Here is a 20,825-nt window from a genome sequence, read left to right as displayed (position 1 = left end):
CTTTCTCTGCTCAATCAGCTGCGACTGCTCTGAAAATGCATTCCTTCCCTGAGCTTCGCACCTCTTAAATATGCGCTGCTCTCCATGCGCTTCTTCCCCTCCGGCTGAAGTTCATCAATGATCAGGCGCCCCTCTCCGGTCTGCACAATGAGCCCCCCATCATCCGCAGCGCACACCGTTCCCGGCTCTGCACTCTCCCGCCCGTCGGACGGCATGACCCGCGTCTTCCAGAGCTTGATCATCCTGCCGTTTAAGAAGCTGTAACAGCCGGGCCACGGGCTCAGCCCCCGCACGCGGCGCTCAAGCTCCGCGGCCGGACGGCTCCAGTCTATATTTCCCATCCCCTTTGTGAGCATGGCGGCATAGGCTGTCCCGGGCTCTCCCTGCGGGCGCGGGATGATGCTCCCCTCCTCAAGACCGCGCACGGTGTCCAGTATCGCCTCCGCACCGAGTGCAGTCAGGCGGTCAAAGAGCGAGCCCCCGGTCTCATCCTCTGTGAGAGTAAGGCGGTACTGCCGGAGTATATCCCCTGTATCGAGTCCCTCATTCATCTGCATCGTGGTAATGCCGCTCTCTTTTCTGCCGTCAATCACCGCCCACTGGATCGGAGCGGCGCCGCGGTAATCCGGAAGAAGCGAGGCGTGAATATTCACACAGCCGTAGCGCGGCAGCGTGAGCAACTCCTTTGGAAGCATGCGCCCGAAGGCCGCGACAACAAAGAGCTCTGCGCCGTAGCCCCGGAGTGTCTCAAGGAGCGCCGGATCACGCATATTTTCCGGCTGCAGCACCGGAATGCCTGCTTCCAGCGCAGCCTCCTTCACCGGCGGCATATGGAGCGCCTGCCCCCGGCCGCGCGGCTTATCTCCCTGCGTCAATACACAGAGCAGCTCATGCCCTGCGCCGATCAGCGCACGCAGCGGTGCGACCGCAAAATCCGGAGTTCCCATATAAATAATCTTCATTGCCGCCCCCTCAGCCTTCCTCGGCGGCGAGACGCTCACGCTCCTCAAGCTCTTCATTGCTCATCATCTCGGATGCAAGCTCCGGATAGAGATGTCCATCCAGATGATCCAGCTCATGACAGATGCAGCGCGCGAGCAGCTCCTCCGCCTCGATCTCAACAGGCTCCATATTTTCATTCAGCGCCCTGCAGATCACGTGGTTTGGTCTCGTCACGATTCCGGTCTTACCCGGCACACTGAGACAGCCCTCATAGCCGGTCTGCTCCCCGTCGCTCTCGATGATCTCCGGATTGATGAGCGTATAGGGCTGTCCCTCCTCCACCTCAATCACCACAATGCGCTTCAGAATGCCGATCTGCGGCGCCGCGAGTCCCACGCCATTTGCATTCCGCATGGTATCGTACATATCTCCGATCAGCGCCCTTGTGCGGTCTGTGATCTCCCGCACCTCCTTCGCCCTTTTATTTAGGATCGGATCTCCGATTTCCCTTATCGTTCTGAGTGCCATTTTCTCCCCTTCTTCCCAAATCCGCGGCCTGAGGCTGTACTCCTGACGCGTTCAGGAGAAGTCGTAGAGAAGCGAGATTCCACCCGGGAAAGCCGCGCGGAATGCGGGCTCCGCCGCATTTTTAATGTCTAACAGTATATCATAGGAGCTGTGTTTCATATAGATTAATTTTCTGAAGTAATCGTGAACTTTATATACGGAGGCGTTGACCGGGCCTATGAATACCGCCCGCCGCTCCGCCGCCTCCCGGCGGCAGATGGCTGTAAAGAGCTCCGCCGCGCGCCGCAGAAGAAGCTCATCCTTTGACGCAAGCTGCACCGTGAGAATCGAACACAGCGGAGGATACCCCCCCGCCTCCCGGTAGGCAAGCTCCTCCTGGACAAAGCTCTCGTAGTCCTGTGCCGCGGCTGTCCGCACTGCGTAGTGATCCGGGCGATAGGTCTGTATCACCACGGCTCCCGGCCGCGCGCCTCTTCCCGCTCTGCCAGCCGCCTGCACCAGGAGCTGAAAGCTTCGCTCCGCGCTGTCATAGCTGCTGAGATAGAGCTCCGTATCTGCCGCCATGATGCCGACCAGCGTCACATTCGGAAAATCGTGCCCCTTCACCACCATCTGCGTTCCGATGAGAATATCGGCCTCTCCCGCCGCAAAAGCTGAGAGTATATCTCTTCCTGCGTGCTTTCCGGAGGCCGCATCGGCATCCATGCGGAGCACACGCGCCGCCGGAAAGAGCTTCTTCGTAATTCCCTCCAGCTTCTGTGTCCCCGTTCCGAAGCCTGCCAGATAGGGCGATCCGCAGTCCGGGCAGCGTCCGGGCAGCGCAATTGTATAACCGCAGTAGTGACACACCAGACGCTCCCCCTCGTGCAGGGTCAGCGTGACGTCACAGTGCGGGCAGCGTATGGCATTTCCGCAGGAACGGCAGGACACAAAGTTTGAGTAGCCGCGCCGGTTCATAAAGAGTATGGTCTGCTCCCTGCGCGAGAGTCTGTCCCGGATGAGCTCCTGTAGACAGAGACTGAATACAGAGCGATTGCCCTCTCTCAGCTCCTGCCGGAGGTCCACCACGCGAACTGCAGCAGGCTGTGCCCCTGGAACTGCCCGCCGGCTTAGCCGGAGCAGGGTGTAGCGCCCGCTCTGCGCCTTTGCCCATGACTGCACAGAGGGCGTCGCGCTTCCCAGCACCAGCGGACAGTCCGCGAGCTCCGCTCGCTTCTCCGCAACGTCCCGCGTCTCATAGCGCGGCACCGTATCGTTCTTGTAAGCGCTGTCGTGCTCCTCATCCATGATAATGAGTCCCAGACGCCTAAGCGGCGCAAAGACTGCAGAGCGCGGGCCCACCATGATATCGGCCTCTCCCTCTGCGGCTCTGCGGAACTGCTCGTAGCGCTCCCCCGCAGAGAGCCGGGAATGAAGAATCGCGACGCGATCCCCGAAGACAGCCCGGAGGCGCCGCACAATCTGAAAGCTGAGCGCGATCTCAGGGAGCAGAAGGATTCCCTGACGCCCCTCCGAAAGCACCTCTCTGAGCATGGCGATATAGAGCTCTGTCTTTCCGCTTCCGGTGATGCCAAAGAGCAGGTAACGCCCGCTTCGTCCAGCGGCCCTGTCCTCCGAGAAGCGGTGAAGCGCTGCACTCTGCTCTTCCGTGAGTGTATAGGGCTTTCCCGTCCCTGCCTGCCCCGGAAAAAGCTCCTTCCCTGACCTTGCCTTCACCTTCCGCTTCACCGGAAGCACCGTCTTCAGCGCCTGATTCAGCATGCAGCCGTAGTGTCTGTGCATCCAGAGCGCCATCTCCACAAGATCCTGCTCTGCGCTCACAGTCCGCTCCGCCGCTGCCGCGATCTCCCGTATTCGGCTTATCCCCTCCGGCGGGCTCTCCCGAAGCGCGAGCACATAGCCTGTCCTCAGCTCCTTTCCCCTTCCAAAGGGAACTCTCACCGGCATTCCGGGTACAAGAACAGCGCGGAGCGCCTCCGGCACCGCGTAGGTGAAGGGACGATCCACGCTCTCATGCGTGATTCCAATCATTACATCTGCATAGGCATATACTCTGTTCAAGCTGTCCTCACCGGTCTGCGTTCCCGCTGAAGCTGTCTGCGAGCGCAGAGAGTCCCATACTGTTTGAGCCCTTGAAGAGCAGTGCGTCACCCGGACGGAGGAGGGAATGAAGCGCTGTCTCGAGTGCTGACCTGTCCTGATAGCACTGCACCTCCACCCCGTCCCGCTCTGCCACCTCTGCGATCTGTTCCGCGAGCGGCCCCAGCGTGAGGAGCAGATCCGCCTTCTTTCCCAAAGAGAGGTATCGCCCCAGCTCCCTGTGCAGCGCTGCCTCCCGCTCTCCGAGCTCCTTCATATCCGCCAGCACTGCGATCCTTCTGCCGCTCACCGAAAGCCCCCCCAGGATATCCAGCGCCGCCCGCATGGAGTCAGGGCTCGCATTGTAGCTGTCGTCCACCACCGTCACGCCCCCGTGAACAAAGATCTGCTGTCTGTGCCGGTAGCCTGTAAACTCCCCGAGCTTCTTAGCCGCGGCGTCAAGAGACACGCCAAAGCGATCCGCGACGGCAAGTGCAGCCAGTGCATTCAGCAGCTGATGCCTGCCGTACAGCTTAAGCTGCACGGGGACGCGCTTTCCGTCAATCACCGCCGTGAAGGAGGCGCAGCCGTTTTGCAGCGTCACATCCTCCGCCCGATACCTTAAGTCCGCTCCTGTCCCGTAGAGCTCCTTCCGAAAGCCCGGCCTGAGCTCAGCTGTCCGGAGCAGCGCATCGTCCCCGTTCAGGAGCAGGCTCGCACCCTCCGGCATCCCGTCCTGTATGTGCAGCTTCTCCGCGCGTATATTTTCCTGCGTCTTCAGCTGCTCAATATGCGCGAGGCCGATGTTGGTAAATACAGCCATGGAAGGCCGCGCAAGACGGCTGATCACCGCCATCTCCCCCGGAATGCTCATTCCCATCTCGATCACAGCAAGCTCACAGCGCTCGTCTATCTCCAGCAGCGTCAGAGGCACACCGATCTGTCCGTTGTGATTCGCCGCTGTCCTGAAAACCCGACGCTCCGCGGAGAGCGCCGCCGCTATCATCTCCCGCGTCGTGGTCTTTCCGACACTCCCGGTAACCGCAATGATGGGGATAGACAGCCGGTCTCTCGCCGCAGCGCCGAGCGCCTGCAGAGCCCTCAGTGTATCCTCCACCTCAATCAGAGCAAAATCTTCCGGCAGTCCCTCCGGAATTGCCCGTCCCGCTGCGGTAAATGCCGCCCGCGCGCCCGCCTTCGCAACCGCAGCGATAAAGCGGTGCGCGTCTGTCCGCTCACCGACAAACGGCACAAAGAGCGTCCCCTCGCAGACATCGCGCGAATCGATACTGAGATGAGATATCTCCCCCTCCGCACTGCCACAGAGGAGACGGCCGTCACAGACCTCTATCACCTCACTGAGCTTCCAGCTTCTCATGACTTTTTCTCCCCGTAGCGCCGCTTCAGCGCCTCATCCACGACCTCGCGGTCCACAAAGTGATGGCGGACGCCCTCGATCTCCTGATAGTCCTCGTGCCCCTTGCCGATCACCGCGATCATGTCGCCCGGCTCTGCATGCTCCACTGCATAGAAAATCGCCTCTCTCCGGTCCGGAATCTCGAGATAAGCTCCGCCGGTTTTCTCAATGCTTCCGCGTATGTCCGCGATGATATCCTCCACCCGCTCAAAGCGGGAGTTGTCCGCCGTAATAATGGAGAGATCCGCCTTTCTTCCACCGATCTCCCCCATGGAATAGCGCCGCTCCTTCGCCCGGTTGCCTCCGCAGCCGAACACCACGACAAGGCGCCGGGGGCCGTACTCCCGCAGCGTGTCAAGCAGCGCCTCCATGCTGACTGCGTTGTGCGCATAGTCCACGATCACAGTAAAGGGAGCCGCATTTGCGATCTCCATGCGCCCGTTGATACGTACGCTCTGAAGCCCTGTGGAAAGCGCCTCCCGCCCCGCGCCGATCAGGGAGCACACAGCAAGCGCGGCGAGTGCATTGTCCGCATTAAAGCGCCCTGGAATGCCGACGCGCACCGGGAGTGCCTCGCGCTCCGGCGAGAGGAAATCAAAGCAGAGCCCCACAAAGCCTTCCTCTGCGGCGTAGCGCAGCCCCGCAGCAGAAAAGTCCGCCGGGCGGTGTTCTGTGCTGAAGCGCCATATTTTCTCACATGAGGCATTTCCTATGATCTCCTCCGTGTGTGCGTCATCCGCGTTCAGCAGCCCCACACGGCACTGACGGAACAGCGCGGCTTTCCAATGCAGATACTCCTCAAAGCTCGCGTGCTCATTCGGCCCGATGTGGTCGGGACTGATATTCATAAAAATGCCGTAGTCAAAGCATATGCCACCGGTGCGGTGCAGCATGAGCCCCTGACTGGACACCTCCATCACAGCGCAGCTGCAGCCCGCCTCAACCATTTCCGCAAAGGCCTCATGCAGATGGTAGCTCTCCGGCGTCGTGTTCTTTGTCTCACGGTGGCAGTCGCCGATCGTGATGCCGTTCGTCCCGATCAGTCCAGTTTTCCTCCCTGCGCGCTCCAGTATCTCCCGTATCATATGGGTGGTGCTCGTCTTTCCCTTGGTTCCGGTCACAGCGATCGTCGTGAGCTTCTCTGCCGGGAAGCCAAACCACGCGGCGGAAAGCTGTGAGAGCGCCTCCCTCGAATCTGCGACGCGAAGCACCGTGAGTCCCTCCGGAAGCGCACAGTCATGATCGGTCACGGCGATCTGCACTCCCGCCGCCGCAAGAGACGGGAGGAGACTGTGGGAATCAAAATTCGCCCCTCTCATACACACAAAGAGACAGCCCTCCCGCAGCTCTCTCGAATCATAGCACAGCGCAGTGATCTCCTTGTCCGCACTTCCCTGTATCAGTTCATAGCGAAAACCCTTCGTCTCGGCCCTCTGAATGAGTTTCATAAGCTGTCCCGGAGCCTCTGCTCCTCTCTCCTCTTCCAAATTTTGATTACATGGCTCGGCTTTCCGCCCGCCACTCTATTCACTCTGACGCAGCAGCTCCTCGAACTGCTCCGCTGTCATCAGTACCTCGCGCGGCTTTGTGCCCTGCTCCTCGCCGACAACTCCTGCTTCACTCAGCTGATCCATGATGCGCGCCGCGCGGTTAAAGCCAATCTTGAACATTCTCTGTAAATTTCCGATGGAGGCCTTCTGCCTGTCGATGATAAACTGTCCCGCCTGTGCAAACAGCTCATCCCGCCCCGAGCCGGGCGTCTGCGCGGTGCTGTCCGCACTTCGGACAATCTTTTCAACTGTCTCCTTACTGTAGGAGAGCGGAAGCTCCTCCTCCTTTATGTACTCGACGACCTTCTGCACCTCCTGATCGGAGACAAAGGCCCCCTGCACGCGCATGGGTCTCGGCGCGCCCTGCGGCGAGAAGAGCATATCTCCCTTGCCCAGCAGCTTCTCTGCACCGACACCGTCCAGTATGGTCCTGGAATCTACGCCGGACGAGACCGCGAAGGCGATTCTCGATGGAATATTGGCCTTGATGAGGCCGGTGATCACATTGACGCTCGGTCTCTGGGTGGCGATCACGAGATGCATGCCGGCTGCCCGCGCGAGCTGGGCAATGCGACATATTGCCTCCTCCACCTCATTCTTCGACACCATCATGAGATCCGCCAGCTCATCAATAATGATGATGATCTGCGGCAGCAGCTTCGGAAGCTCCTCCGGATTCACTGTCCCGCTCCGGCGCGCCGCCAGTATCTTATCATTGTAGCCCTTCAGGTCACGCACGCCCGTCGTCGCAAACTTCTTGTAGCGATCTGTCATCTCCGCGACTGCCCAGTTCAGCGCTCCTGCGGCCTTCTTCGGCTCTGTGACCACCGGAATCAGAAGGTGGGGAATCCCGTTGTACACGGAGAGCTCCACGACCTTCGGATCTATCATGATGAGCTTCACATCCTCGGGACGATAGCGGTAGAGAACGCTCATAATGAGCGTATTGATGCAGACCGATTTTCCGGAGCCCGTCGCCCCCGCAATGAGAAGATGCGGCATCTTTGCGATATCCGTCACAACCGTCTGTCCGCCGATATCCTTGCCCACGGCAAAAGAAAGCTTCCCCCTGCTCATGCGGAAGGCGTCGCTCTCCAGAAGATCCCGCAGAAAGACTGTATTATTCTCCTTATTCGGCACCTCGATGCCCACCGCGGATTTTCCCGGTATGGGCGCCTCAATGCGGATATCCGAGGCCGCAAGACTCAGCTTGATATCATCGGCAAGCGCCACGATGCGCCCCACCTTGACCCCCTGCGCCGGGAGCAGCTCATAGCGTGTGACCGCCGGTCCTCTGCTGAAATTCGTCACCGTGACGTCCACGCCAAAGCTGTGAAGCGTCTGCTGAAGCTTGGCTGCGGTGCTGCGGTACTCGAGATCCGAGCTTCCGCCCGGCGCAGTTCTTCCCTTCTCAAGAAGAGAGAGCGGCGGAAAGAGGTACTCCTTCTGCTCCGCCATGGAGGCGGCCGCCTCCTGCGCAGCCTCCTCTGTGGCGCGCTCTGTCTCCGCAAAACCTGCCTCTCGATTCAGCTCTCTTCTGCGCTCGCGCCGCGCCTCCTCCATCTTCTTCTGAACAGACTGATACTCTCCCTGAATCAGCTTGCCGCTGGCCGTGACGACCACGCGTTCACTCGCATCAGTTGGCTCCGCGTATAGCTCTTCTGCAGTACTGCACTCCTGCCCGGAGCGATCCCCTGCCGCTGCGCGCTCCTCCTCTTCAAAATCGGCTCCCCATGGTGCCTTATCCGTATGATCCATATCTCTGTCCGCGTACAGAGCAGCTTCATATTCGCCGCGCGGCTGTATTTCTGTGGCCTCCATGTGGGACGGATACTCCGCCCCCCCTTCCGGAGCTGTCGTTTCCACGGTGCGCACTGTATGCTCCGCCTCATAGTTATCTGAGACCTCTGTAAAAGCTCCGGCCGCCATCCCGGCAGCCGCTCCGCCCCAGACGGACGAAGACGCACGCGTCGTCCCTTCTCTGCTGTCGCGCTGAAGAATCGCATCTGCGCGCTCGAAGGCCTCCCGGAGATAGGGATCCTCATCTGCAAAATCCGACTCCGAGCTGAGCACCCCGGAGAGATCCGGAAACTTCGCTACAGCGTCTCCCGGCTCTGCCTCCGCCGCTGTACCTGCTACCGTCTCTGCGGGAGCCGCGTCAGAAACAGCGTTTTCATATATAAAAATCTGTTGATCCGAAGAGCTCTCTCTCTCTCCGCTCTCCGTCGGGCAGAAAGGCACAGTCTCCTCCGTCTCCGGAAGCTCTGTGCGAAGAGAGGGCGCAGCTCCGTCGCCCCCCTCCTCAGCAGCAAGCCGCGAAAAATCTGTCGCTTCCAGGTCAATATCCCGCTCCCTGCGCTCCTCTAAGTAGCGACGGCGCTCCTCCGCACGGAGTCTCCTGTCCTCTCGGTATCGCTCGAGATCTTCCTGCGCATGGCGGTACGCCCTGCCGCTGCCCTGCCGCAGCGCATTTACAAAGGAGCGCTCCGTAATGATCACCACAAGGAAAATGAGAAGCAGCAGAAGGATCAGAAAGCAGCCTGCCACGCCGAAGATACCTTTTAGCATACCGGACAAGATACCGCCCAGCACACCGCCGCCCCGGGTACTGAGATAGAGCTCCCGCAGACCCCCTGTCTCGGCGGTTCTCTGTCCGGCAAGCATATGAACGAGTCCGGCCGCCACCCAGAATGCGAGCAGCAGAGCCGGAAGCTTGATCAGCGCCCGGCTGTTCCCACGGTTTGATACGCCATACAGCACACAGAACAGAAGCAGAAGCGGAAAGATATATCCAAGAACACCAAAGAGACCCAGCTGAAGCCCCTTCAAAAGAACTCCCGCTGCGCCGCACAGACCAAAGTTGCTTAAAAAGAGCAAAACTGAGAGTGCAAAGACAAAGATCACAGCGCCCTCTGAGCGAATCAGAGCGCGCTGCTCCTCCCTTTCCTCTATCAGTCGACGCTCCTCTGCGCTGTTTCTCCTCTTCTTTCCTGCCGTGCTGCGGCCGGATGTGCTCCCGCCACGTTTTCGTGCTGATTTCTGTGCCAAACCATCTGCCTCCGAACTTATATTACATGATCACTGTAGCATACCATCTCGCTCCCGCTCGATGCGTTTTGTCGTCAGAACCCCTCCTGCGCAAGCGCAGGGGGTTCTTCCTCGTTATTTTACCATCTCGCTCCCGCTCGATGGGTTTTCTCGTCAAGACTCCATTTGCGCAAGCGCAGGGAGTCTTTCCTCGTTATTTTACCACATTTTGCAGTTTCAGTCTCCCAGCACATTGCGGATGGCGCGCGGCGTGCGGTAATTCCAGTTTGAGATCTTGATTCCGGATCTCCGGCTCGCCGCATTGACGATCTGACCATTGCCGATATAGATTCCGACATGATTGATTCTCCCGCCGGAATTCGAATAGAACACCAGATCTCCCGGCCGCATCTCCGAGGAGCTCACTTTCTTTCCCATCTGCGCCTGCGAGCCGGAGTAATGCGGCAGCGACACGCCGAAATGCTCCATCACACGCATGGTGAAGCCGGAGCAGTCCGCACCGTTCGTCAGACTCGTTCCGCCCCAGACATAGGGATTTCCGAGAAACTGCAGCGCGTAGTTTACAATCTGCTGTCTTCTGGAGAGCGACTGCATCGCTGCCTCCTCCGCAGGGCTGAAGTGAATCGCCTCGTTCAGCGCATAGCGCACCTCCACGTACTCGCTCTTCACATAGACCTCATCGTCCTCCTCCAGCTCTATCTTCACCCATCCGTCCAGCTGCTCCACCACAGGGTAGCGCTCGCTATTGGTGATCTGCGTCCAGATCTGGGACTCCTCCTTCGGCTCGGAACGCGCGTTGAGCACATCCGTATTGACAATTGCCATCAGAGTGGCACTCGCCATCGCCTCGTCCTTTGCCTGCTGTCCGGTCGCGATATATTCCGCCTTCACGTAGCCCTCAATGCCTCCGGAACGAATCGAAAGCCAATCGCCCGCGGTCTCCAGAATATCGCAGCCCGCCTTGCTGGTGAGCTTGCCGATGATCTTTCCATCCTCCTTTGGCTCCTCGCGGATGTTCAGATAGCTGGAGACCTCGGAAACGCCCAGATTGTCGTACATATTTAGAACCATGGCGCGCATATCCAGCTTCCGCGCCTCGTTCAGCGCATACCCGACAGTCAGATAATCTGCGCTCATCCACCCGCTCGCGACCTTCACCCAGCCGTCTCTCTGCTCCTCGACAACATATCGCTCGTTCTGCAGCGCGGTTCCGACCGGCCTTGCTTCCGTAGACGCCTCCTCGCGAATGAAGAGCTTGTCCGCATTGACTGTCGCACGGAGCTTTATATTCTCCCGCGCAAGCGCCTCCGCCTCCTCGCCGCGCTTCACATAATCCGAATGAATGTAGCCCTCGATGCCGCCGGAGCTGATGTGCAGCCAGCCGTCTCCCGTCTCGTCCAGAATTTCGCAGGCACTTCCACCGTAGAGCTTGCCGATCACATCTGCGCTGGCAGCCCCCTGATCCCGGACATTCAGATAGCCCTCGACCTGAATCATTCCGAGCTGACTGTAGCACTTAAGAACCTCTTCAACGCGCTGCACCTCCTCCGCCTTTGCCTGCTCCTCCGGCGACAGAGTCTCCGCTTGCGACACTGCTTTTACAGCATCCGCAGGTGTCGCTGCGCCTCGTCCTCGCCCCTGAATGAGCACGGCCGCTCCGCAGAGCAGAGCAGCCGCAGCAAGTCCGGCCGCTGTCTTCTTCATCACCTTGCTTCTTCTCCGACGCCTTACGCGGCTGTCGTCATTGATCTCGTCCAGTAAATTCATCTCTCACCTCAAAAAAGTCCCTCTCGGGCAAAATGTCCAATGATGAACATTATAACGCCGAAAGGGACTATAAACCATAAAATATTTATGAAGGGGCTTAGAAAATCCGGCTCAGAGCGCATATCCCCGGAATCTCAGATACTGCTTCACAAGCTCCGCAGTCTGCGAAATCGTGATGTGAGAGGTGTTCAGCATGAGGTCATAGAGCGAAGGATCTCCCCAGCTGTTGCCCGTGTAGTAGCGATAATAGCTCCTTCTCTGCTTGTTAATGCTCTGAATCCGGCGGAGCGCCTCCTCCGTATCGACCCCGTCCACCTTGATCACCCTGCGTATCTTGTCGGAGAGATCACAGTAGACAAAAAGACTTATGAACTCTTCGAACTCAGTGGAGCTCAGGACAAAATCCGAGCAGCGCCCGATCAGAATACACGGCCCCTGATCTGCAAGCTTCCGGATGGTCTCCGCCTCAAAACGAAACAGATTTTCCGGCCGCGTAATATTGCTGTCAAGAGAAGGCTTATCCATCACATTTTTTGCACCGCCAAAGAGCAACGGGCGCCTGCCCGGCTTCTCATCGTTCATACGAAAATACTGCTCTCCGACTGCGGAGTGCTCCGAGGACATCTTGATGATATCATCATCGTAGTAGGGAATGCCCAGCTGCTCCGACAGCGTCCGCCCGAGCACCCTGCCTCCGCTTCCGTACTCTCTCTCAATGGTAATAACCAGCTTCTTGTCCATAGCGAACCTCCTTCACGATTCCTCTGCAAACTCTGTCTTTGAAAAGTGCATGTAATCCGGGTGTCCTGTCCAGTCTCCGCCCCAGCGAAATCCTCTCTCCCGGAACAGGCGGCAGCAGAGATCTCCCGCGGCTATTTTATAGGGATAGGCTGCATCGCGATCCGCATAGGGCAGCGCTTCCTCCGGCACGCAGTAGCGTATCCCCTCGTCTCCGTAAATAACATAGGGATTATAACGCGGGTTAATATCAATCGCAAGCCCCAGGGCGTGGTAGGACAGACGATGTCTGCCTGTCGTCAGACGATAGTTGAAGCAGGAGGTATTATTCTCTGTCGCAGACCAGACATCATCCGCCGCAAAGTCATCCACAAGGCGCATCTGCTCAATCGGATAGCGCGCCTCGTAGAGCTCATTGCCTGAATCCCATTGAAAGAGAGACCGCCCGTTCTGACCTGCTGTCCCGGGCAGTCTCTCTTTTGCTTCCTTCCCTGATATTTCACCTTCATGCTGCTCTATCCCGGCAGGCTTCCCGCTCACCTTGCCAGTATCATCCTGTCGTTTGCAAAGGCTCCTCCGCTCGCCTCCTCGAACTTCTGAAGAAGATCGCGCACCGTGAGTCTCTGCTTCTCCTCCCCGGCCGCGTCAAAGATAATCTGTCCCGCATTCATCATGATGATGCGGTTTCCGATCGTCAGTGCATCCTTCATGTTGTGGGTGATCATCAGGGTGGTGAGCTGCTGCTCTGAGACGATCTTCCTCGTGAGGGTCAGCACCTTCTCCGCAGTCTTCGGATCGAGCGCCGCCGTGTGCTCATCCAGAAGCAGGAGCTTCGGCCTCTGAAGCGTCGCCATGAGCAGGGTCAGCGCCTGCCTCTGTCCCCCGGAGAGCAGTCCCACCTTGGCGCTCATGCGGGTCTCAAGCCCCAGCTCCAGCCTTAAGAGCTCCTCCCTGTAGAGTTCTCTCTCCTCCCGCGTAATTCCCCAGAGAAGACCCCGCGCGCGCCCCCGCCTGTAGGCCATCGCGAGATTCTCCTGAATCTCCATATTGGCAGCTGTCCCGAGCATAGGGTCCTGAAAGACGCGGCCGATGTATCTGGCCCGCCGGTGCTCCGGCTCCCGTGAGACATTCACCCCGTCCAGCTCTATCGTGCCGGCGTCAATCGGATAGACGCCCGCCACCATATTGAGCATAGTGGACTTTCCCGCGCCGTTTCCTCCGATCACCGTCACAAAATCTCCGGGGTTCAGATGCAAATTCAGCCCGGAGAGGGCTCTCTTCTCATTTACGGTTCCCTTATTGAAGGTCTTTGATACGTTTTTTAATCTCAACATGGGCTCAGTTCTCCTCTCCGTCCGGGTTGTAGGAGCGCTTAAGCCTAAGCTTCGCCGACATCACCGGTACTGCCAGCGCGATTCCGACGATCACCGCCGAGAACAGCTTCATATCGTTCGGGTTCATTCCGAGCTGCAGCACCAGCGCGCGGATCAGGAAATACACCGCGGAGCCGATCACCGCCGCACTGAGCTTTCCGGCAAAGTTGATGATGCGTCCCAGAAGCACCTCGCCGATCACGATAGACGCCAATCCCACCACGATGGCGCCGGTTCCCATATTGATATCCGCATATTTCTGACTCTCACAGACCAGGGCGCCCGAGAGCCCCACAAGCCCGTTGGAAATTGTGAGCCCCAGAAGCTTCGTAAAGCGCGTGTCAATCCCCAGCGCCCGCACCATGTGCTCGTTGTTTCCGGTCGCGCGGATGGCGCTTCCGATCTCTGTTCCAAAGAACCAGTAGAGAATGGCGATGCCGAGCGCCGCAAACAGTATGCCTATCACCATAGCCGAATTGGCCTGTGAGCTGCCTGTCTGCTCCGAGAAGTCCAGAAACACCGTCCGCGTCTGAAGAAGCGGCACATTGCTCTTTCCCATGACGCGGAGATTCACAGACCAGAGCGAGATCTGGGTCAGAATCCCGGCGAGTATCGCGGGAATCTCAAAGACCACATGGAGTATGCCCGTCACTGCGCCTGAGAGCATCCCCGCGAGCATGCCGAGAAAAAGCGCCGGCACAGGATGCATGTTATGATTGACGATCATCACCGCACAGACACAGCCGCCGAGCGCAAAGCTTCCGTCTACTGTGAGATCTGCGATATCCAGAAGACGGAAGGTGATGTAGACACCGAGCACCATGAGCCCCCAGAGTATGCCCTGAGAGATGGCCCCGTGAAACGACAGTAATATTCCCGACATAATTTCCCCCGATGATGTAAGCATTCAGCAATCCGACCGGATGCAGAACGATCATAATTATTTTGCGAAGCCCGTGAGATCCAGACCGAGCAGTGCCGCCGTGTCCTCGTTGTAGCTGAAGCTGCACTTTTCCGCCGGAAGATACTCGATCGGCATCTCAGCAGGCTTTGCGCCCTCTGTGAGAATCTTCACAGCCTGCTCCCCGCAGATATAACCGAGCTGATAGTAGTCGATGCCGTAGGTGCAGAGGCCACCGCTCTCCACCATGCCATCCTCACCGCAGATCACCGGAATCTTATTGTCATTCGCCACCATGGCGACTGTCGTCATGCCTGCCGCCACCATGTTATCGGTCGGCGTATAGATGGCGTCCACCTTACTCACAGCAGACTGCACGACCGTCTGTATCTCGTTGGAGGCCGTAATCGGCAGCTTGACTGTCGTCATGCCCTCTGCCTCGCAGGCCGCCTTTGCCATCTCCGCCTGAAGGATGGAGTTGGACTCCGCAGAGCAGTACAGAACGCCGACAGTCTGTGTCTCCGGAAGAATCTGCTTCAGCAGACCGATCTGCTCCTTCACCGGCGTGAGATCTGAAGAACCGGTTACATTGCCGCCCGGCGCATCATTGCTCACCACAAGCTTCGCATCCGCAGGATCCGTGACCGCCGTCACAAGAACGGGAATCTCCGTAGTCTGCCCTGCAACTGCCTGCGCAGCCGGAGTCGCAATTGCCAGAATCAGATCCTTCCTGTCATTCACCAGCTTGGTCGCGATGGTCTGACAGGCCGACTGATCTCCAGCCGCGTTCTGCTGCTCCAGCTCACAGCGGATGCCCGCCTCATCCAGCGCTGCAACAAAGCCCTCATTTGCCTTGTCCAGCGCCGGGTGCTGCACATACTGAAGTACACCGATCTGATAGACCTTCTCTCCGTCTGCTCCCTGAGCCGCAGAGCTGTCCGGCTCCCCCGTGCTGCTCTCCGCTGCCGGGGTCTGCGCTACTCCCCCTGCCTCGGCCGCGCTGCTTCCGCCGCCGGTGGAGGCAGAACCGCATGCTGTAACGCCAAGCACAGCCGCCGCCACGAGGGCAAGTGCCAACGACATTTTTTTCATAATAGTTCCTCCTGTATGTTCTGTCGGTCTGTTCCTGTATTCAGGTTTCCATCATGGTATCACCGTCGCGTTGGCGCGTCAATCCTTTAAAGTGTAAAATATTCTCTGAATCTCAGCAGCTTTCCCGGAGCTTTTTTGTTGAAATCTACGCCGGAGGCCGTCACTTCCGAATGAATCATCCTCCTTTCATGGAATTCCGGCTGTTCCTGTCTGTCGTTTCGTGGTATGCTCCTATGTATACATAATGCCTTGCTCACCGCTGCATTTTACTTAAATGCGTCCATTCCCCGAGAGGGTTGCACCGCAGGGCATCAGAGCTTCCTGTAATATCGGAAAAGAGGCTACTTAATATGGGTGAATTTCTGCGCGCGCTCTCCGCGGTCTTCTTAATATTCAGTCTCATGGGCATGGGATACGTGCTCGGCAGACTCAAATGGCTGACCTCCTCAGAGAAAAAGTTTCTGAGCCGCTATGTCGTGAATATTGCGGTTCCCATGAACTGCCTCGTCGGCGTGTTAAATCACCTGAAGCGGGAGGATCTCGCCTCCATGGGCAGCCTCCTCCTGGTTCCGGTTCTCTGCATACTGCTCTCCCTTCTGCTCTCTGTCATTGCGGCAAATCTGCTCCGGCTCCCGCGTGCGCGCTGGGGTGTCTTTGTCTCTATGGCTTTCCTCTCAAACACGCTCTTTATCGGTCTTCCGCTCTCCACCCAGCTCTTCGGCGAGATCTCCATCCCCTACGTCATGCTTTACTTCATGGGCAGCACACTCTTCACACAGACCCTCGCCGTCATACTTATAGAGCGCGCGGGGACAGCCGCCTCCAAAACACGGCACTCCGCAGCGTCCGTGCTCCGCGGCATACTCACAAAGCCGCCGATACTCGGCGTCAGCGCTGCCTTTGCAATGCTGCTCCTCGACCTCCGCCCGCCGGCACTTTTTATGTCCTTTGCAGGCTACTTAAGCAGCACCGTGACGCCGCTCGCCCTCATGTACTGCGGCTTCATCGTCTATGAGCTCGGCATCCGGAATATACGCATGGAGCGCGGCATCCCGACCATGCTTGTGATTCGTCTCCTCCTCTCTCCCTTAATCTGCACCCTGCTCTGTCTCTTCTTCCACGTCGAAGGACTGACCCGGGCCGTCTTCATCACGGAGGCCGCTCTGCCCGTAGTCTCACAGATCACAGTCATGGCCGGGGCCTACGGCGCGGACGAGGATTATGCCGCCACCGGATCTATACTCTCGACACTGGGCATATTCATCACCATTCCTCTGCTCATGCTGATACTGCCGTGAGCCAGAAGGTATTCCGATGCAACAAAACAGCCCTCCCCTTAAGAGATGCTCCCCCTTGAGCCGACAGTATATTTTTCACTGTCCTCTCATGGGGGAGCATCTCTGTTGCTATTCTATTTCATTGTTCTCCTGATCAGAACGCATTTATTTCCCGGAAGGAGCTGAAAAATATGCGTTTTTGCTCACTCAGGGTGTGACATATCATCGCCGGGCTCATTCTTACCGGATCCATGTGCCGTCACTGTCAGGTCTTCCTCACCAGCTGAACTGCATGCTGTTCAGGATTCCGTCGCTCTCCGTTCCGTCAGAGATATCCACATCTGATATTTTGACTGAGATCGCAAAGTTATCATCCAGCTTGCCCACATACTCTGTCCAGTCCATGCCCACATACTTATACCTGCGCCCGGACATCTCTATCCCGCCTATGGTCCTGCTTTCGATCTCCTCAAGGTTCTCGAAATTATCCTTATAGAAGTCGAACCCCTCTACCGTCTTATCCACCTCTGTCTCGATGCGCGGGGAGCCGGAGTTCTGGCTGTCCTTGTCAGGCACATTGTAGAAATAGGCTTTGCTGCCGTTCTCCTCACAGTACCATTTGCCCTTGGGCACATCTGCGCTCACCTTTACGATTCCGCCGTCGAAGAACTCTTTCATTTCCATGGTTATATTTTCGGTATCTGTGCTGGCGTTTGCCACAAGCCAGTCCGCAAGGCTGATATCCTTCCACTCGGAGCTATCGAAGCCGCTCGTGTTCCACTGGCAGCACTCGAACCTTCCGCTGTCCTCTCTGCCGCGGAAGCACACATGAATGTAATGTGTCTCATCGGCATACCAGTTAAAATAATGATCTCCCAGCGCCGTCATATTGTTCGGCCCGCTATTTCCGCAGTCGTAGCCGTCCACTCCGATAAAGTCGCGCACCTCTTCATAGGTGAGACCATCTGCATAGTCGTCGTCGATCCACTTGATGAGCCTCAGCACATCCTCTCTCGGCGCATATCCATCGCCGGTGCTGGAGGGCTCGCCAGCTGCCAGGGCCTGCTCCGCCCCGCTCTCTGCTCCTGCGGATGCCTCGGTTCCCGCGTCTGCAGCTTCTGTGCCATTGCCCATGGTGAAGCTATAGTAGTCATCTCCGCTGTAGGTGATCGTGAATACACCGTCCTTCACTTCGCCGTAGAGGCTCGCTCCGTCGGCAACATCACCGTCAAAGGACACCATGTCGGAATAGAAGCTCCACTTCGGGGCTGCGATCTCCTCGCCGTTCAGACTGACGGAAGCCGTGTGATCTGCATTCAGCGTTGCCTTCAGCGCATCAGGTGAAATTTCCGCGGAGGCGTCCGCATCCAGCGCATCCGTGACAGAAATTCCTGTCCACTTTCCGAGGAGCGCCTTCTCCTCCTCCGGAAGGAAGTTTTCAGGCTTCGCAGCGTCTGTTCCCTCTTTTGCGAATTTCAGCTCCATGGAAGTTCCGATCATTTCCTCCATGAAATTTTCAAATGTGATCGTATCCTCGCCGAGCTGTCCGACCATATCGACCTTCTCGACCGTCAGCGTGAGGGTGCTGTCATCATTCACCCATTTCCCGTCTGCGCTGTCGCCCTCTATGGCGAGCGTCGCTTTTCCTCCGCTCTTCAGTTCGATCGTGAAGCCGGCAACGTCATCACCGGAAAGTGTCATTCCCATGGCTGTTCCGGTCACGGCGATATACTTTCCTGTCAGCGCCTCATCGGCTCTGCCCGAAGAACCACCGCATGCTGTCACAGACAGACAAAATGCCAGTGCTACAAAAAGTGAACTTATTTTTTTCATAATTGCCCTCCTTTTTCAATATCTTTTCTCTGCGGTAGCGCTGTGTCAGGGACGATAATGTCCCTCTGCATCCACCTGATAGCCGTCCGGTGTCTTCTCACCGGCATACATAGAGCCGAGCGGTCTGGAATTTTCCAGCTTCTTATCGTACCACTCTCCGTCGCTGTGTCTTTCCCAAGTCCACATCGGCGTGTGCGGATTGAAGTAATACCACTCCCCGCTGATGTAATGCCAGTCTGTGAACATCGCGCCCGTGGTAAGGTCAAGATAGTACCAGAAACCGTCCTGCGGATCCAGGTGCCAGCCCTTCTTCAGCGTGCTTCTGGTGGTCCCGGCGTAGTAGTACCAGATATCGTTTTCCAGTAACCAGCCCTGCTTTACGGGCTGAGGAGCCTGCTGAGCGGACGCTTCACGGCGTCTCGCGCTACCACCGCCTCCGCCGCCTCCGCCGTTGCTTCTGCTGCTTCTCTTCACACAGACAATGTAGTATGATCCAGAGAAATTTTATTAGCAGACTTCTCAGCCTTTAAAGCGCATCGATCACGGCGGACAAATAGTTTGCTGAAATTGAACCGTAGATGAAATTATCAATCACGCCGTCTTTCTTTGCCTGCCGCACCTTTTGCGCAATTTTCTTTTCCGCATTTTCGTCAACAATCAGGACAATTTTGCATTGCGGGATCTGCGCCTCTACCTCATTGCGGATCTTCAGCCGTTCGCTGAGTAACCAGGGCGTATAACCGGTCACTTCCATCAGCAGCGCGTAGGGAAGATACCATTTGCTGATTTCGGCAACTTCTTCCGGATTATCCGCCTTCATCACTTCAAAGTCCGTTTCTTCTCACCTGAGGCCAAACGCATACACGCAGCGTTCCAGCAAAAGTGGATCACGTCTGCTCTTTGACTGCAAGCTCCTGATATGAGCTTCCGTAAAATTATCTTTTGTCAGCATATTATAATCCCATCCTTAAATCGGATTTGCTTATATGGAGTAACACCTTATTCTTTGCATTTCTTCTCTTTGCATAGCGAAACAACTGGCTCTCATCAATATAAAAATCCCGAAACGCCTGATGAAAAATACCATCATACTCTCCGCTGCTGACACTGGATACAGGCAGTTGTTTCATAAAAATCACACCATCATTTGCCGTGTTTTGAAAGAAAAGAAGGAAGTTCATATTATAACAGTCAGGTACACACCGAGCAATTTCTAAACCACCCTATCATTTATTCAATCCCTCGACCAAAAAAACAGTTTCAGCAGAATTGCTGGGTGAAATTGCAAAGGAAGTGAAGCAATACCCCCCTGACTCAGTTTTATACCTGCCACTGCACAGGAACAGAGGCATTTGACTTTCTTGCGCAGCAGATGCCAAACATGTCTTATCTGTCCTTCGGTGAGACAGTCGAGCTGTAACGCTGTGTCACACCGCAGAGAGTCACAGCTCATAAAGGGCTGCCCAATCAAAAAGCTTTTTCCTACTCGATTGCGAGACTCAGGGCCAGCTCCATCATATCGGTGAAGCTCGACTGACGCTCCGCTGCATTGGTCGTCTCCCCGGTCAGGAGATGATCGCTGATTGTCAGTATGGTGAGTGCATTTGCACCGCCATAGGCTGCGTTCGTGTAGAGCGCAGCCGCCTCCATCTCAATGGCCAGCACACCCATGGCGGCCCACTTCTTCGTCGCCTCCGCTCCCTCCGCGGGGCCATAGAACATATCAGAGGAGAGAATATTCCCCACCTGGTAGGACTGTCCTCTCCGCTCCGCCTCCTCCACAGCCTTTTTCAGCAGCGCAAAGGAGCATACCGGTGCGTAGCTTCCCGGAAGCTCCATGAGCGCAGGAAAGTTGGATGTCGTGCAGGCTCCCATTCCGAAAACCATATCGCGAAGCTTTACCCTCGGATTGATGGAGCCCGCTGTACCGACGCGAATCAGATTCTTCACTCCGTAAAAATGAATCAGCTCATAGGAGTAGATCCCCATCGACGGACAGCCCATCCCGGTTCCCATCACAGATACCGCTTTCCCGTGATAGCTCCCGGTGTACCCCAGCATATTCCGCACGGAATTAAAGAGCTTCGGCGTCTCAAGGAAGTGTTCTGCAATGAATTTCGCACGGAGCGGATCACCCGGGAGCAGTATGGTCTCTGCGATCTCTCCCGGCCCTGCCTCAATATGCGGTGTGGGTATCAGATTCTTAACATCCATGTCTTCCTCCTCTTCTCCGCAGACAGCCAACGTCTGCCCCTGCCCTCCGGCTCCGTGCAGCTCACT

Annotated in this window: 18 protein-coding genes; 1 reads left to right on the top strand and 17 read right to left on the bottom strand. The window is 57.1% G+C overall.

Features of this window, described 5'->3' with window-relative positions; translation table 11 throughout:
* Window positions 1-14: 14 nt before the first annotated feature.
* From fmt to J2S20_RS05845, 12 genes are all read right to left on the bottom strand, one after another.
* Window positions 15-962: a methionyl-tRNA formyltransferase gene (fmt, locus tag J2S20_RS05900; protein WP_307254171.1), complete on the bottom strand. Its 948-nt coding sequence runs from the start codon at window positions 960-962 to the stop codon at window positions 15-17.
* 10 nt (window positions 963-972) lie between these two features.
* Window positions 973-1,470: a peptide deformylase gene (def, locus tag J2S20_RS05895; RefSeq protein WP_307254168.1), complete on the bottom strand. Its 498-nt coding sequence runs from the start codon at window positions 1,468-1,470 to the stop codon at window positions 973-975.
* 51 nt (window positions 1,471-1,521) lie between these two features.
* Window positions 1,522-3,531 (bottom strand): replication restart helicase PriA, encoded by a 2,010-nt coding sequence (gene priA / locus J2S20_RS05890; RefSeq protein WP_307254165.1) that lies wholly within the window; start codon window positions 3,529-3,531, stop codon window positions 1,522-1,524.
* Between the two features lie 7 nt (window positions 3,532-3,538).
* Window positions 3,539-4,927 carry a UDP-N-acetylmuramoyl-tripeptide--D-alanyl-D-alanine ligase gene (locus J2S20_RS05885; protein ID WP_106612658.1) on the bottom strand — a complete coding sequence of 463 codons (1,389 nt, stop codon included), beginning with the start codon at window positions 4,925-4,927 and terminating at the stop codon, window positions 3,539-3,541.
* A complete protein-coding gene (locus tag J2S20_RS05880) occupies window positions 4,924-6,414 on the bottom strand; it encodes a UDP-N-acetylmuramoyl-L-alanyl-D-glutamate--2,6-diaminopimelate ligase (protein WP_307254317.1) in 1,491 nt (496 codons plus the stop codon). The genes J2S20_RS05885 and J2S20_RS05880 overlap by 4 nt, the downstream gene beginning before the upstream one ends.
* 75 nt (window positions 6,415-6,489) lie before the next feature.
* On the bottom strand, window positions 6,490-9,564 hold the full coding sequence (locus tag J2S20_RS05875) for an FtsK/SpoIIIE family DNA translocase (RefSeq protein ID WP_307254162.1): 3,075 nt from the start codon (window positions 9,562-9,564) through the stop codon (window positions 6,490-6,492).
* A 216-nt stretch (window positions 9,565-9,780) separates the two neighbouring features.
* Window positions 9,781-11,331 (bottom strand): C40 family peptidase, encoded by a 1,551-nt coding sequence (locus J2S20_RS05870; protein WP_307254160.1) that lies wholly within the window; start codon window positions 11,329-11,331, stop codon window positions 9,781-9,783.
* A 111-nt stretch (window positions 11,332-11,442) separates the two neighbouring features.
* A complete protein-coding gene (locus tag J2S20_RS05865) occupies window positions 11,443-12,072 on the bottom strand; it encodes a cytidylate kinase-like family protein (RefSeq protein ID WP_106612661.1) in 630 nt (209 codons plus the stop codon).
* Window positions 12,073-12,084: 12 nt separating this feature from the next.
* Window positions 12,085-12,609, bottom strand: a complete 525-nt coding sequence (locus J2S20_RS05860; protein WP_307254158.1) for a M15 family metallopeptidase — start codon at window positions 12,607-12,609, stop codon at window positions 12,085-12,087.
* Window positions 12,606-13,403, bottom strand: coding sequence for an ABC transporter ATP-binding protein (locus J2S20_RS05855; protein ID WP_307254156.1), 798 nt, complete (start codon window positions 13,401-13,403; stop codon window positions 12,606-12,608). The genes J2S20_RS05860 and J2S20_RS05855 overlap by 4 nt, the downstream gene beginning before the upstream one ends.
* Window positions 13,404-13,407: 4 nt before the next feature.
* Window positions 13,408-14,325, bottom strand: coding sequence for an ABC transporter permease (locus J2S20_RS05850; protein WP_106612664.1), 918 nt, complete (start codon window positions 14,323-14,325; stop codon window positions 13,408-13,410).
* Between the two features lie 57 nt (window positions 14,326-14,382).
* Window positions 14,383-15,435 (bottom strand): ABC transporter substrate-binding protein, encoded by a 1,053-nt coding sequence (locus J2S20_RS05845; protein ID WP_307254153.1) that lies wholly within the window; start codon window positions 15,433-15,435, stop codon window positions 14,383-14,385.
* A 350-nt stretch (window positions 15,436-15,785) separates the two neighbouring features.
* On the opposite strand from J2S20_RS05845, the gene J2S20_RS05840 reads away from it, so the two are divergent.
* On the top strand, window positions 15,786-16,733 hold the full coding sequence (locus J2S20_RS05840; protein WP_307254151.1) for an AEC family transporter: 948 nt from the start codon (window positions 15,786-15,788) through the stop codon (window positions 16,731-16,733).
* Between the two features lie 255 nt (window positions 16,734-16,988).
* On the opposite strand, the gene J2S20_RS05835 is transcribed toward J2S20_RS05840, so the two are convergent.
* The 5 genes from J2S20_RS05835 to deoD all read right to left on the bottom strand — a co-directional run bounded on the left by J2S20_RS05835 (window position 16,989) and on the right by deoD (window position 20,759).
* Window positions 16,989-18,545, bottom strand: a complete 1,557-nt coding sequence (locus tag J2S20_RS05835; RefSeq protein ID WP_307254149.1) for a hypothetical protein — start codon at window positions 18,543-18,545, stop codon at window positions 16,989-16,991.
* Between the two features lie 45 nt (window positions 18,546-18,590).
* Window positions 18,591-19,019 carry a hypothetical protein gene (locus J2S20_RS05830; RefSeq protein ID WP_307254147.1) on the bottom strand — a complete coding sequence of 143 codons (429 nt, stop codon included), beginning with the start codon at window positions 19,017-19,019 and terminating at the stop codon, window positions 18,591-18,593.
* Window positions 19,020-19,071: 52 nt separating this feature from the next.
* Window positions 19,072-19,365, bottom strand: a complete 294-nt coding sequence (locus J2S20_RS05825) for a hypothetical protein (protein WP_307254146.1) — start codon at window positions 19,363-19,365, stop codon at window positions 19,072-19,074.
* 133 nt (window positions 19,366-19,498) lie between these two features.
* A complete protein-coding gene (locus J2S20_RS05820; RefSeq protein WP_307254145.1) occupies window positions 19,499-19,675 on the bottom strand; it encodes a DUF6577 family protein in 177 nt (58 codons plus the stop codon).
* 352 nt (window positions 19,676-20,027) lie between these two features.
* On the bottom strand, window positions 20,028-20,759 hold the full coding sequence (gene deoD / locus J2S20_RS05815) for a purine-nucleoside phosphorylase (RefSeq protein ID WP_106612696.1): 732 nt from the start codon (window positions 20,757-20,759) through the stop codon (window positions 20,028-20,030).
* Window positions 20,760-20,825: the final 66 nt, after the last annotated feature.

Origin of the sequence: Moryella indoligenes (assembly GCF_030812885.1) — a bacterium.
GTDB lineage: Bacteria > Bacillota > Clostridia > Lachnospirales > Lachnospiraceae > Moryella > Moryella indoligenes.
The sequence above is the reverse complement of the archived record's forward strand: the minus strand, read 5'-3'. Positions and strand labels throughout refer to the sequence as shown.